We start from the raw sequence: 13,279 nt of genomic DNA, 5'->3' as shown, positions 1-13,279 counted from the left end.
GGTTATGCCTCCTTCCGGTCATAGCGTATTCTCGGATCTACAGCGGCATAACACAGGTCCACGAGCAGGTTAATAATGACAAAGATTAAGGCAACAAACAGAATGCTCCCCTGTACAGCCGAGTAATCCCGGAATTGAATCGATTGAATGATATATCTGCCCAGCCCGTTCATCGAAAATACCGTTTCCGTCAGCACCGCTCCACCCAGCAGATTGCCGATTTCCATTCCAATGACGGTAATGATAGGCACGAAGGCATTTTTGAGTGCATGCTTATAAATAATGAGCCACTCACGTACTCCCTTGGCTTTGGCTGTCCGAATGTAATCCTGATTGATCACCTCAAGAATACTGGATCGCGTCAGGCGGGCAAGTACAGCAGCGGAGGATATGCCAAGTACAAGCGCAGGCAGTATAAAATGCTTAAATTCACTACTGCCGCCGGAAGGCAGAATGGGAATATAATATGCGAAAACAAGAATCAGAATAATGCCTAGCCAGAACACAGGCATCGATATGCCGAATAACGAAAAGGCCATTGAAGCGTGATCCCGCGCACTACCTGGCTTGGTTGCAGCGATCACCCCGGTGAATAAGCCTATGACAACCGTTACAAGCGTGGCAAGCAATGTCAAAATGACCGTGTTCGGAAAACGCTCCAGAATTTCCTGAAGGACCGGATTATCCGAACGCATCGACGTGCCAAGATCACCTTTCAGCAATTGCAGATTGTACTGCACATATTGCTCATACAGCGGTTTGTCCGTTCCCAGTCGCTCCCGAATGATCTGAACTTCCTCCGGACTCGCATCCATCCCGGCAATCAGCTCTGCCGGATCACCGGGAACAAGCTGAAGGATGACGAACGAGAGTAGAGAAACACCGATTAAGGTAGGTATCATTTGAAGTAATCGCTTCAGAATATAGTTAAACACGTTGTGCTCCTTCCTGGCTGATCGCCCGGTTAAGGCCATCTTGACGGTTAGCTGTACAAATGAGCTTGTCTATGCAAATGGGAAGGGAGCTTGGCACGAACGTTGCGGACCCGCTCCAGGTCAATGCGGTAAGGGATTAACGTCTCCGTCTCGTCGCCGCGTGCAACGACAATCCCCATCGGGTCAACAATCAGGCTCTGCCCGATATAAAACTCGTTGATTTGGTTCACGGCAACGACATATGCGGTATTTTCCAATGCTCGTGCAGTGACGAGTGTTTCCCAATGTTGCTCTTTGACATGTCCGCGTACCCAGCCGGATGGAACCAGAATGATGTCCGCACCATGTAGTGCTTGGTAACGAGCAATCTCCGGAAATCTCAACTCATAACATACGAACAATCCCAGTTTGCCAAAAGGCGTATCGATCGGCTCGAACAATGCTGTGCCCGGTTTAATGTCACGTGATTCCTTCGCACCGAAAGCATCATATAGATGGGTTTTGCGATAGCTGCTTACGATCTCCCCATCGGAATCAATGATGACAGCCGTGTTATAGACCCGATCATCATTGGAATCCTCCGTCGTCTCCCGCGTACCGAATACAACCCAGACACCATATTGCTTGGCAAGTGCGCGCATCGTTGTGGCGAAATGCCCATCGAGCGGCTCTGCATCTTCCAGCTTCTGTTCCCGCGGCGTGCCGATTTGGTAGAAACTCATGAAGGCTTCCGGGAAAACAACGATATCTGCGTGATGAATACGCGTTGCTTCCTCTAGTGCTTTTTCCGCTTTATCCAGGTTCTCCTGCTTGGTGCTGGACGACCCGAACTGTGCCATAACGAGTTGAAAGGTCATTGTTGTACTCACACTCCTAATTTTTTTTGCAAAACATCATCTTCACTTCAGTCTTAGATTCGTACTTTCTTTTGTTCATACGTCTATTCATTCATTGCTTCACATAGGGTAAAGGTGCCGTCTGCACGGCACCCTTCTGCTTATTTGAACTTCACACCACGCAGATCCCATAACAGTGAAGGCAGGAATGTAATGCCCTCAACCTTGCTCGAATAACCGACTTGAACACTATCTTCGTACAGTGGAATCCATGGTGCATCCGCTTTAATCAGTTGCAGAGCCTCATTGTACGCAGTTTGGCGTTCTTCCTTATCCAGCGCTTGACCACCTGCAAGAATAAGTTCGTCTACCTTAGGATTGTTGTAGAAGGCGTAATTGGACTTGCTTGTGGAGAGGAAACTGTCCCTAAGCAGAGCATCACCGTCGCCAGTAACGGATGACGCGCCTCTGACAAATAGATCATAGCTGTCCGGATTTTTGAGTGCATCGAGATAAGACGCAAGTTCAAGCACCTGTAGCTCTGCTTTGAATCCCAGCTGTTGAAGGCTGTTCTGAACGAATTCAGCAGCTGGACGATCCTGAACCGTATTGGCTGCGAGAATAATACGCAGTGGCGTTCCTTCCGCAACGCCTGCTTCTTGCAGCAGCTTCTTCGCGGCTTCCACATCGTAAGCGTAGGCACCTACGTCCGCATAACCAAAGGAATTTTTAGAAATAAACGAAGTAGCGACTTCAACACGTCCCTCATACAGTTTCTTGACCAACGTTTCGCGGTCGATCGCCAGATTAAGGGCATTGCGAACCTTCACATCATCAAATGGTGCATGCTTCGTGTTAATGCCGATATATCCCACACGGTTGGTCGAACGGGTATTCACCGTAAAGTTGCTGTCATTGGTCAGCCGCTCAATGTCTGTAGCTGGCACTTTATCGATGATGTCAGCTTCATCGGATTCAAGCATGATGACACGAGCGGCATTTTCAGTGACCGTCTTGAACGTAATGCCACTGACATCAGGTTTGCCACCCCAATATTGCTCATTGGCTTCAAGCACAACCTCATTGCCTGAACTCCAGTTCTTCAGCTTGAAGGGGCCCGTACCTACAGGTTCTTTAGCAATACCCTCCTCATTTTCCTGAATGGATTTGGAGCTAATAATACCACCAGAGGTCACTGCAATATTGTTCAGAAAAGCGCCCTGTGGCTCTTTTAACTGGAACACAACCTCGGAATCACTCGGCGCGGTGACGGATTCAATGAACTGCCCCAACGTTGCATATTGGGAAAGCTTCTTATCCGGATTGATCAGACGGTCGAAGTTCACTTTTACTGCCTCCGCATTGAAGGGTGTTCCATCCTGGAACGTTACATCTTGGCGCAGCTGGAAGGTCCACGTTTTTCCATCTTCCGATGTCTCCCAGCTTTCGGCCAGTTGAGGGACAATCTCAAGTTTGTCATTAAATGTAACCAGGCGGTCATAGATCTGATAATTAATAAAGTTGGAGATGGAGTCGGTGGAGTTATGTGGATCGAAACCAATGGCATCCCCCGTTAAGGCGATGGTCAAATCCTTGAGCGAAGCGTTCTCGGCTGAGCCACTGCTATTGCTCGCAGACGAATTGGCATTCGTGTTCGAATCAGCTCCGTTGCCACAGCCAACTGCAAACAGTGATAAGGCAATCAGGATACCGCTAAACTTGTGGATCAAAGGTCTCTTTTTCATCTCGTGGTTCCCCCTTTATGGTCTGTTGCGTGGTGATGGGTGGAATGGGCTGTAAGGAGCTTCCCATATCCGAGTTCCTGTCGGCGTTGTTCTTCCTTACGCTGTTTGTCCTGAGCAATGACCCCGATCTCCTTGGCGTAGCGCGGATTAATGACAAAGACACCATCATCATCACCAACGATCAGATCGCCGGGCTGGATACTGACGCCGCTGACACTCACTGGTGTGTTGACCTCGCCCTCAAGCTGCAATGAACGAGTCGTTAGTGCACTAATGCCTTTGGAGTAAATGGGAAATCGCAGCTCTGTAATCGGACGAACATCGGTCACACAGCCAGATATAATCGCTCCGGCAATTTTTTTGTCCAATGCTGCATACGTTACAAATTCACCCCAACAAGCGCGTTGCTCATCGCCTGACATGTCCACGACGATAATGTCGTTCGGCTGGGCAATCTCAAAGGCGTGACGGATTGCAGATGCGTCAAGGTGAGGAATGCGAACAGTGACGGCATTTCCCAGTAATCGAATGGGACGGAACAGTGGCTGTAAGCCATTTAGAAAACCAAAATCAGTCATATGTCCGATTGTTGATGGACTAATATCCGAATAAAGCTCTAGCAGCTCATCGGTAACCCCCTGTACTCTTGGCTCAATGCGAAACATAAGATGAATTCTCTCCCCGCTTACTAAAATGGTAAATAATAAATCTTATAAGAATAGTAAGATTTAAACTTAATGAAGAGAATAGCATTGCCTGTCCTTGGCAGTCAATGCATTAGCATATAGATAATTCCAATCGTAGAATAGGCGAAAACTATCGATCTTTGTCGTAAAAATGTGTTATCGACAGGGTATTATTCAAGGGATAAACAAGGGTTGAGACTACTTCAATCATCACAAAAAAAACCACGTCCAAGGACGTGGTTTAATTGTTTTATGAAAAAATTAACCTAATGCGTTCGATTCAAGAAGGAAGCCTAAGCTTTGTTACATCTCTCCAGCAAAATCTGGATCTGCCGCTCCATCCACTGCCCAAGCAATGGATGTGGCAACAGCGTCTCACCGCTGTACACATAATCCAGTTCCTTTAGCCGGTTCGGGATTACGTTCCTCGTGAAGTAACCGGCACTCAAAAACAGCGGCGCCACAATGACTCGGTTCCCCCGCTCTTCGCTCCAATACTTCACTTTGTCGTACACACTCTCTGGATTCAGCAATGCATAATCCGTATGGGCTACGCCACTAACTTCCTGCACACGCTCCGCAAGGGAGGCAATTCCCGCTTCCCAACGCTCACGAAATCCATCATGAATACTACCGTGTCCCACCAGCAGAATCGTTTCCTGCTCCGATTGCTGCGAGAGCGATCGGACTTTGTCCCACACCATCACTGCAATATCCGGATCATTATCTACTGGATAACCAAAGTGAACCCGGGCTGTGACCTGGAACGGTTCCAGATCTGTTTCCCGCTCAGGTGCTTCCTTTGCACCAATGGCAAATTCAATTTCATCCACATGTGTACTCCCGGACGAAACGAATAAAGGTACAACTAAGATATCGGTTACGCCTTGCGCTTCCAGTCGGTCGATACCGTCCTGGATCAGGCGTCCTTCCACCAACTCAAGAAATCCGGCTTCAACCGGCAACGGGAGGGGCAGATTCAACCGGGAGATCGCGTCATCGACGGATTCCACCCAGGTCTGCTCCTGAGAACCGTGACTGATGATGAGTACACCCGGCTTCTTCATGTTAGCGTCCCAGGCGTTCCAACGTCATTTTATAACCATCATTGCCGTAATTCAGGCAGCGTTTGACACGTGAAATCGTGGCTGTACTCGCACCCGTCTCAGCTTCAATCTGGTTATACGTATTGCCTTTGCCCAACATACGAGCCACTTCCAGCCGCTGGGACATGGATTGGATCTCGTTTACCGTGCAGAGGTCATCAAAGAAGACATAACACTCTTCAATATCTTTTAGAGTCAAAATAGCCTCAAATAGTTGTTCAATGCTTTTATCATTTAGCTTTTTCAGCTGCATTTCATCATCATCCCCTAGCGGTTACTGTGTACCTACATTGTACTCACCCTGAGTTGGTATTTCAAGCGTTACCGATTTCACGCACTACAGAATAAAAATACATGTTACCGCTTACAAAAGGTACTATTGTCCTCTCCTCGCGCACAACTAGCGAAATTATAGCGCTATATCCCAGTTTTCACCTGTATATTTCCGATTACTTATGTAGGAATTCAATCAACCTAAATGTTACAATTTTGTGTCTAAACTGCATTTTCCTGTATGAAAACCTCACGGCATGTCTACGCGCCCAAATCCGCAAATATCCCGTTTTCCGGGATACCCGCCTACGCCGTCTCTCCGCTAATGACATACAGTATAGCAAAAGGGAGTTCCACTAGGGTCTATGATGTTCATCTGTCATGCAACTCATGGAACGCAATTCCGAAATCCAACATAGAAGGAACGTGATCGTTCATGCCACAGCATTATTATCACCGCCAGCCAGCACAAGGGCAGCGTCCGTCTTCTCATGCTCATCGGCAGGCACATACTTCTGCCTATATGCCGCCCGGTGTGGTTCCGCGGTCTTTGAATGAAACTCAGATCCAACCGATGTATCCTGGCGTAGAGCCCCATTACCCTGGCTTCGGTGAAGTCGAAGCATCAGCCATTGTACCCTATGGGCAAGGTGTCCCTGGCGGGAACTTTTATGGAGGTGGAGCCCAGGTCGTTCCCCCAGCTCCGGTACAGGCGCCTGCTTCAACAGGTGGTTCCGGCTTTTCGTTAGCCAACATTGGTGAGTTAAAAGGAATGATCGACCGCTTCGGCGGGATTGATGGAATCATGAGTGGAATAGGCAAAATGCAGAAGGTCGTCGGCGGCATCCAGCAGATGGCTCCGATGATGAAGCTCGTTATGGGCATTCTGCCTTTTGGAAAAGGAAAAACGAATGACAGCGCGGCTGATGCAGACTATGAAGAATACACGCCGCCCCGGAAACGTACACGCAAGCGTCGGAACAAACCAACGAGTGTTCCACGTCGCCGCAATACGACGCCAACCCGCCGCAAATCCAATTCCACGAAGCGCCGTCCCAAAAGTCGCAAAGGTTAAAACCATCCAGGCACCCCCTTATAGAAGGTGGGTGCCTCAACTCCTTTCTCCAATATACATAGAAAATTCAGGAACTTATGTTCTTATCCCTGTAATTTGAGGTATACTGAATAGTAACTGAAGGAGGCGGACCATGGAACTTTTCAAAGACAAATACACTCCCGCATTAATCGATCGGACCAGTGAATTGTTGCGTCAATTCTACCCGAAGCTGGATACCCAGCAATTTCGTGAATTGGTGTTCGCAGAAGGCTGGGAACTGTTGGAATTCAAAGCACGGATTCGCAGAATCACACTGGCTTTGACCCAAGTGCTGCCCGACAATTATGAAGAAGCATTACATATCATCGAACAAGCTGCACCCCATATGAGAGGCGTTGAATATCTGTTTATACCGGATTTTATCGAAGTGAACGGACTTGACCCAGAGGATTACGAGTTATCCATGAAGTATCTGACCGTCTTCACACCTTATTCCAGCTCCGAGTTCGCGGTACGCCCGTTTATTGATCGTTATCCCATCCAAACCATGAAACACATGATGACGTGGGCAAGTAGCGACAACGAACATATCCGCAGACTTGCCAGTGAAGGCAGCCGACCCCGTTTGCCATGGGGAGCCAAACTCCAGGGATTCATCACCGATCCAACCCCTGTACTGCCTATTCTGCATGCGTTGAAAGCGGACGAGTCCCTCTATGTTCGCAAAAGTGTGGCCAATCATCTGAATGACATCTCCAAGGACCACCCAGAACTGGTGATGGATCTAGCCACCACCTGGTACGGACAACATACACACACGGACTGGATTGTCCGGCATGCCAGCAGGTCATTACTGAAGAAAGGACATCGCAAAGCGCTAAGTCTTTTTGGTTACAACGAGCAGGATGCGATTCACATTGAGCAGCTTCAGCTTGCTCACGATACAGTCGCTATCGGCGAGGATCTTCATTTTTCATTTGATGTGGTCAATGAGAGTGGCGAGTCACAGATGCTGAGAATTGAATACGAGATGGGCTATATGAAGGCGAACGGCAAGCAGGCTCCCAAACGATTCAAATGCTCCGATAAAATGTACCCGACAGGCACATCCAAGGTAGCCACCAAACAATCTTTCAAAGTCATTACAACGAGAAAATATTATGCCGGTCTGCATACGCTAACCATTCTTGTGAATGGCAAAGAAGCAGCTACAGCTTCTTTTGTTCTTGAAATGGAGTAAAAGGAAGTCATCCTAAGTTATACACAGCTTATTGCAGCGGAATAGTTATACACATGTGGATACAAAACTTTCAACACCTTCAGTACTTTTATAGAAGAATCAGAAAGGCCACCTGGCAAACATCATCTCCCGACAGATATTACTGCCTGAGATCATGGCCCAGTGGCCTTCTTCATATGTAGTTCAAACTGCAATTCCCCTTACCCACCCTCACCGCTATCCAAAGACCTGCATATGGTCGTAACAATTAGAAAGATACACGATACATCCATGCTGCGCATTCTTGTAACAATATTGGGCTAAATGATGATGTGGGTTAGACATGGCCCAGCGTCTACCAGGTTTCCAACTTCCCGTTGGTGGGTTATGCTCGCTTCATTTGGATAGGGTTACCGACGCAGTTTTATTCCTCGATTAAGTCTATGGTCCAGTTCTTCTCCTGAATTTTAAAATCCAGTTCCCGGTAGGATTTCGAAAGGCTATCCACTTTATGTTGAATATCTGCTATGTTCACGGTTCGCTCATACTTCACTTCAGAACGACTGTACCGATCCTGGCGAATGGACGCATTCTGCAAAACTTCGTTAAACGATGCTCTTTCTTGCATGATTCCATCCCGCTCTGCAAGGGCATCAGCAAGCGTAACTCCAGCTGTGAAGTCAGTCTGTGCATTGGTCTTATTAATTTTCTTAACCAATACCGTCAGGCTCCGGATCGTATTCTCCAGGTCAATCATAAGCAACTGTGGGTCCTCTGCTGGCTGTTCACCTTCCTGAACTTTAACTACGCGTTCCAGACGTTGCTTGAGCTGAGCTATCTTCTTCTGCTCATCTGCACGCAGTACAAGAGCCTCTGCCAATCTCATCGTATCCCATCCTTCCACAATGATATGTATGGATAATTCATCCAGAATCTATTCACATATCGTTATATTTTACCTGTGGATACACGTTATTACAAGTTTATGTTACTAACATCTGATTACACTGGTTCTCACTTAAACCAGCCCCGCTTCACAAACCAAGCCACCATGCTTCCGCCAAGCACAAACATCAACAGCAACACAGCCCCATACCCAAACTTCCATTGCAGCTCAGGCATATAGGCAAAGTTCATGCCATAAATACCCGCGATCAGTGTGAGCGGCATAAACACAGTCGTAATCACCGTGAGTGTCTTCATGATCTGATTCATCCGGTTGGAGTTCAGAGAAATATAACTGTCACGCAGGTCCGCCGTCATCTCCCGATCAGCTTCGATCATATCTGTCAGCTTTAACAAATGGTCGTAGATATCGGTAAAATAAGCCGTATGTTCGCCTGTTCGCTGCACATGCTGGGAGTTGACCACCCGATAGAGCAGATCCCGCATCGGTACAACGGTTCGTCTGAGCTTCAGCAATCGACTACGCAGGTCAAACACCTGGTTCATCAGATCTTCAACTGACTCTTGTCCACCACGGTTCTCCAGTTCAGCCAGCTCATCCTCAATGGCAAATAGAGACGGGAAATAATGATCGACCAGCTTGTCCATCACCGTATAGGCTGCTGCCACCGGACCTCGCGCCCAGATGGTTCGTTCATGTGCATGGTGCAACAAGCGTTCCCACGCTTCATCCACTTCCTCCAATACACCATGATGAAAAGACACTAGGAAGTTTGATCCGAGAAACAAGTCAACCTCCTCGGCTTCCAGTGTCGACGGGTTCAGTGCATGCAGCACAAGAAACTGCAGATTATCATAATAATCGAGCTTGGGCCGCTGCAACACATGCAGACAGTCCTCTATAGCTAAGGGGTGAAAATGAAAATATGTATCCAGCAAACGGCTTTCCTCTTCCGTTGGCTGGTTAAAATCCGCCCATACCCAGGCGTAATCGTTCAGATCCAGCTGTGTAAGGGGTACGTTCACGGAGACTTGATGCTCTCGTGTAATGGCGAGTGTACGAATCATAAATTAGACCACGTCCTTGTCCTGTATCTTACGTTATTGTACACAGGTACCTTCAAACTCGACAACAAAAAAAGCCAACCCTGTTGGCTTCTCTCATTTCCCTATCCACAGTTCCCTGTATCCACAGGAATATCTTCTTTTGGTTTATCATTCCACGGATGGCTATCCACATATCCAGCCTGTCCACACGTTCATGCACAGGCGTCTCTTGATTTTGGTTGTATAATTGTCCACATATCCCGATATTCACAATGTTATGAACAGTTTGTCTGGTAACCCCGAATTCGTTCGGGATAACTTCTCTCTTTAGAAAATAATCCAGTATAACAATCCTGCCAGTGCCCCTGTAATCGGAATCGTAATGAACCACGTAATAATGATACGTCCAGCAAGTCCCCATTTCACAGCAGAGAAACGTTTCGCGGAACCCACACCCAGAATAGCCGATGTGATCGCGTGCGTTGTACTCACTGGAAGGTGAAGCAACGTTGCTGTGAAAATAACGGATGCAGCTGACAGATCGGCGGCAAAACCATTAATCGGTTCAATTTTAAAGATTTTGGTACCCATCGTTTTGATGATTTTCCAACCACCAATGGATGTACCCAAAGCCATCGCAGTTGCTGCTGAGATTTTAACCCACAGCGGAACATCCAGATTATCCTGCACACCTGCTGCAACCAGAGCAAAGGTAATAATCCCCATCGCTTTCTGTGCATCATTCGTACCATGCGTGAATGCTTGCAGTGCTGCCGTGAAAATCTGTACCGTACGGAAACCTTTGTTCACGTTATGCGGACTGCGTTTGGCGAAAATATATTTGAGAATCGTCATGACCACATAACCGATCGCAAATGCGATCAGAGGTGATAACAACAACCCGCCGACGATATCAATGAATCCGCTCCATTTCACTTTATCAGATCCTGCGCCAACGAGCACGGCACCTGCAAGGGCTCCAATAAGTGCATGTGAGGATGAGGACGGAATACCGAACCACCATGTAACCAGGTTCCAGATAATCGCTGATATCAAGGTGACTATGACGACCTCTATCCCGTTATCCAGCGTGGTGGGGTCGGTCACACTCCCCCCAATCGTCTTCGCAACACCTGTGAACATCATCGCACCGACAAAGTTCATCACCGCTGCCATAAGAATAGCTCGACGTGGCGTCAGCGCTCGGGTTGAGACCGAAGTCGCAATGGCATTGGCCGTGTCGTGAAAACCGTTGATGAAGTCAAACGCCAGTGCAAGGAAGACGACTATACCTAATACCCAAATCGTTGTTTCCATTATTCTCTGGCTCCTTAAGAATTACGCATAATGATGGATTCAAGCACGTTCGCTACGTCTTCACAAGCATCCGTTGTCGTCTCAAGACGTTCGTAAATTTCCTTACGCTTGATCAGTTCAATCGGATCAGACACGGTAGCGAAGAGATGTTTGATACACATGCGCAGCACTTCGTCGCCTTGGTTTTCCAGATCATTCAAACGAATGGTGTACTCACGGATCGCGAGCAATTTTTTCTGGGACAGCAAATGGATCGCCTTCTGAATTTCGTAGGCAGATTGACGCAAAATTTCAGCAAACTGTATGACGAACTCATCATCTGGATCTGTCAGTTGGTACATATAGAAACGGGAAGCTGTTGCTTCAAGTCCGTCCAATACGTCATCAAGTGTTGTTGTCAGCTCCATGATATCATCGCGTTCGATCGGCGTGATAAATGTTTTGTTGAGTTCTGTAATAATCGTATGCACGTAATCATCACATTTCGACTCGTACTTCTTCATTTCATTAGCGAAAAGAGTCACATCCTGAAGGTTGGAAACATGCTGGGAGAAATAATCTGCCGCTTGAACAACCGTATCTGCCATGTTCTCCAGTGTTTCAAAAAATATATCCTTCTTCTTCTTAAGCTTCATAGCTCTATCCCCTTTACGAGAAAAATTGCTGATAACCGATGAAACATGAAATGACAACCTTTGATATCTTATCATATTTGTTTCATGGTTTGTACAAAAGGTGCGATCCTTTTTTATATTCTTATCACATTAATCTGAAATGAATCTTAATTATTTGGAATAATGGCAAATTCAAGCTAAGATTTTACACTGCGTTTACAATTCGACACCGAAATGCAGATCCGACACCATTCTACTTTTCACGCAAGGTTATAATATGATGCCTTTTCGACGAGAAAATGGATACTTGTTTCATCGTTTTCTTTCATTTCATTCTTTTATTGAACAGCCAGCTTCACATGACTCGCAAATTCCGGTTGATTCGGAACAATGCTGATAAAGGTTTTGCCAGGTACAAGAGCCACTTCACTGCCACCCTGAACAAAACGAATAATGTCCCCCTGCTTCCTCACCCACTGTCCACGGATCATCTTGCCCTTCTGAAACAGCATGGCCTCACCGCCCTGCTCCAGATTGACGGACAATCGGCCTACACTGTCGAGCACCTTATGATCTGCACCCGCCACAATAATGTTCGCTGCGCCAATTGGATTACCGTTATCCAGATCCTGATCTGCCTTGCCATTGACCATTCTCATATATCGTCCGCTAACTTCATCATAATCATACGTCACCCGGTAACTATCCAATAAATAATGGATATCGAATTGTTTCACCGTCTCACCTGCGGATGTCGCGCCTTCTTCATTATAGATGTATACCGGCGACTTGAAGTCATGGCTATAGCCCTTGATATCCGCCCCTTCTCTCAGCTTGTCCGCTGAAGTATACAGATTATGCGGAGCTTTACGATCAGAGGAACGCCAGAAATAAGGCCCTCCATTCGAGATTTCATCCATATGCTGTTTCTGCTGCCTTTGTAAAATGGAATACGCCTCCGGACTACCTCCGGCATGAACAAGTACACCATCATAACTCTCGCCCAGCTCAATCAGGTACGGACGTATGCTGCGTACGGGTCCGACCGTCTCAGCACCGCCTTCACTCTGGAAGATGGCTATGAAACGGGTAATGCCTCCCTCTGCGAGGACTTCTAAAATGATATCGGCTGAACTCAGACCCGATTGGGGCCGAGCTGCTGGAGCATTATTAATCATCACGGCGAGTGGACGCCGCGTAATCGCTTCATCTACAGGCAGCCCTGTCAATGGTGCAGTGTAAAGAGACGTGCTTGGCTCCTCCACATTCTGTTCTTCTTGCACAGGTGCTGGGGCCGGTTCTGGCTGAAGTGGCATCTGGGCCACCTCCTGGTTTTGGCAGGCTGCAAGACTCAATGCAAGAATACAAAGGGATGCAGCCGATGCTGCTTTGTTCCATTTAAAAAGCTTCAATATAGGACCTCCTGAACGATATGGCCTGGTTCTAAGTTGTGATATATGTCTCATGCAGGCAACCATTTCACGTATTTCTTTCCATTTAATCACACACCATCTGATTTGTCTGCGCCCAGAAGGCCT

Annotated in this window: 13 protein-coding genes; 2 read left to right on the top strand and 11 right to left on the bottom strand. The window is 47.3% G+C overall.

The features are described 5' to 3' along the window. Nucleotides 1-2 precede the first annotated feature (2 nt). The 6 genes from HF638_RS26545 to HF638_RS26520 all read right to left on the bottom strand — a co-directional run bounded on the left by HF638_RS26545 (nucleotide 3) and on the right by HF638_RS26520 (nucleotide 5,561). Nucleotides 3-935 carry an ABC transporter permease subunit gene (locus HF638_RS26545; protein ID WP_169482968.1) on the bottom strand — a complete coding sequence of 311 codons (933 nt, stop codon included), beginning with the start codon at nucleotides 933-935 and terminating at the stop codon, nucleotides 3-5. 47 nt (nucleotides 936-982) lie between these two features. Further along, nucleotides 983-1,792 (bottom strand): carbon-nitrogen hydrolase family protein, encoded by an 810-nt coding sequence (locus HF638_RS26540; protein WP_169482967.1) that lies wholly within the window; start codon nucleotides 1,790-1,792, stop codon nucleotides 983-985. Between the two features lie 140 nt (nucleotides 1,793-1,932). Next, nucleotides 1,933-3,516, bottom strand: coding sequence for an ABC transporter substrate-binding protein (locus HF638_RS26535; RefSeq protein ID WP_169482966.1), 1,584 nt, complete (start codon nucleotides 3,514-3,516; stop codon nucleotides 1,933-1,935). Beyond that, nucleotides 3,513-4,181 (bottom strand): RraA family protein, encoded by a 669-nt coding sequence (locus tag HF638_RS26530; RefSeq protein WP_169482965.1) that lies wholly within the window; start codon nucleotides 4,179-4,181, stop codon nucleotides 3,513-3,515. The genes HF638_RS26535 and HF638_RS26530 overlap by 4 nt, the downstream gene beginning before the upstream one ends. Before the next feature lie 314 nt (nucleotides 4,182-4,495). Next, nucleotides 4,496-5,269, bottom strand: coding sequence for a sirohydrochlorin chelatase (locus HF638_RS26525; protein ID WP_169482964.1), 774 nt, complete (start codon nucleotides 5,267-5,269; stop codon nucleotides 4,496-4,498). 1 nt (nucleotide 5,270) lies between these two features. Next, entirely contained in the window at nucleotides 5,271-5,561 is a 291-nt protein-coding gene (locus tag HF638_RS26520) for a YerC/YecD family TrpR-related protein (RefSeq protein ID WP_017690665.1), read from the bottom strand. Nucleotides 5,562-6,017: 456 nt separating this feature from the next. Here HF638_RS26520 and HF638_RS26515 point away from each other — a divergent pair, with 456 nt between their 5' ends. Together HF638_RS26515 and HF638_RS26510 are read left to right on the top strand one after the other, a co-directional pair. Further along, nucleotides 6,018-6,656: a tyrosine protein kinase gene (locus HF638_RS26515; RefSeq protein ID WP_169482963.1), complete on the top strand. Its 639-nt coding sequence runs from the start codon at nucleotides 6,018-6,020 to the stop codon at nucleotides 6,654-6,656. A 133-nt stretch (nucleotides 6,657-6,789) separates the two neighbouring features. After that, the gene (locus HF638_RS26510) at nucleotides 6,790-7,878 is read left to right on the top strand and encodes a DNA alkylation repair protein (RefSeq protein ID WP_169482962.1); all 1,089 of its coding nucleotides are present in this window, start codon (nucleotides 6,790-6,792) and stop codon (nucleotides 7,876-7,878) included. A 403-nt stretch (nucleotides 7,879-8,281) separates the two neighbouring features. Here the strand turns inward: HF638_RS26510 and HF638_RS26505 are convergent, their stop codons facing one another. The 5 genes from HF638_RS26505 to HF638_RS26485 all read right to left on the bottom strand — a co-directional run bounded on the left by HF638_RS26505 (nucleotide 8,282) and on the right by HF638_RS26485 (nucleotide 13,153). After that, complete coding sequence (locus HF638_RS26505) at nucleotides 8,282-8,743, bottom strand: DIP1984 family protein (RefSeq protein WP_036606052.1); 462 nt, start codon at nucleotides 8,741-8,743, stop codon at nucleotides 8,282-8,284. 128 nt (nucleotides 8,744-8,871) lie between these two features. Then, entirely contained in the window at nucleotides 8,872-9,831 is a 960-nt protein-coding gene (gene corA / locus HF638_RS26500; RefSeq protein ID WP_169482961.1) for a magnesium/cobalt transporter CorA, read from the bottom strand. Nucleotides 9,832-10,137: 306 nt separating this feature from the next. Further along, on the bottom strand, nucleotides 10,138-11,127 hold the full coding sequence (locus tag HF638_RS26495; protein ID WP_036668387.1) for an inorganic phosphate transporter: 990 nt from the start codon (nucleotides 11,125-11,127) through the stop codon (nucleotides 10,138-10,140). Between the two features lie 14 nt (nucleotides 11,128-11,141). Beyond that, entirely contained in the window at nucleotides 11,142-11,762 is a 621-nt protein-coding gene (locus HF638_RS26490) for a DUF47 domain-containing protein (protein ID WP_017690670.1), read from the bottom strand. A 317-nt stretch (nucleotides 11,763-12,079) separates the two neighbouring features. After that, a complete protein-coding gene (locus HF638_RS26485; protein ID WP_169482960.1) occupies nucleotides 12,080-13,153 on the bottom strand; it encodes a DUF3048 domain-containing protein in 1,074 nt (357 codons plus the stop codon). Nucleotides 13,154-13,279 lie beyond the last annotated feature (126 nt).

The sequence above is a fragment of the Paenibacillus sp. SZ31 genome (assembly GCF_012912005.1).
In the GTDB taxonomy this organism is placed as follows: domain Bacteria; phylum Bacillota; class Bacilli; order Paenibacillales; family Paenibacillaceae; genus Paenibacillus.
Note: the sequence above shows the minus strand (reverse complement) of the source record. Positions and strands in the feature narration are given on the sequence as shown.

Bases quoted from the DNA above. Each gene is read 5' to 3' on its own strand.
- HF638_RS26540 (WP_169482967.1), bottom strand. From the start codon at position 1,792: ATGACCTTTCAACTCGTTATGGCACAGTTCGGGTCGTCCAGCACCAAG.
- HF638_RS26535 (WP_169482966.1), bottom strand. From the start codon at position 3,516: ATGAAAAAGAGACCTTTGATCCACAAGTTTAGCGGTATCCTGATTGCC.
- HF638_RS26530 (WP_169482965.1), bottom strand. From the start codon at position 4,181: ATGTTTCGCATTGAGCCAAGAGTACAGGGGGTTACCGATGAGCTGCTA.
- HF638_RS26525 (WP_169482964.1), bottom strand. From the start codon at position 5,269: ATGAAGAAGCCGGGTGTACTCATCATCAGTCACGGTTCTCAGGAGCAG.
- HF638_RS26520 (WP_017690665.1), bottom strand. From the start codon at position 5,561: ATGCAGCTGAAAAAGCTAAATGATAAAAGCATTGAACAACTATTTGAG.
- HF638_RS26515 (WP_169482963.1), top strand. From the start codon at position 6,018: ATGCCACAGCATTATTATCACCGCCAGCCAGCACAAGGGCAGCGTCCG.
- HF638_RS26510 (WP_169482962.1), top strand. From the start codon at position 6,790: ATGGAACTTTTCAAAGACAAATACACTCCCGCATTAATCGATCGGACC.
- HF638_RS26505 (WP_036606052.1), bottom strand. From the start codon at position 8,743: ATGAGATTGGCAGAGGCTCTTGTACTGCGTGCAGATGAGCAGAAGAAG.
- corA (WP_169482961.1), bottom strand. From the start codon at position 9,831: ATGATTCGTACACTCGCCATTACACGAGAGCATCAAGTCTCCGTGAAC.
- HF638_RS26495 (WP_036668387.1), bottom strand. From the start codon at position 11,127: ATGGAAACAACGATTTGGGTATTAGGTATAGTCGTCTTCCTTGCACTG.
- HF638_RS26490 (WP_017690670.1), bottom strand. From the start codon at position 11,762: ATGAAGCTTAAGAAGAAGAAGGATATATTTTTTGAAACACTGGAGAAC.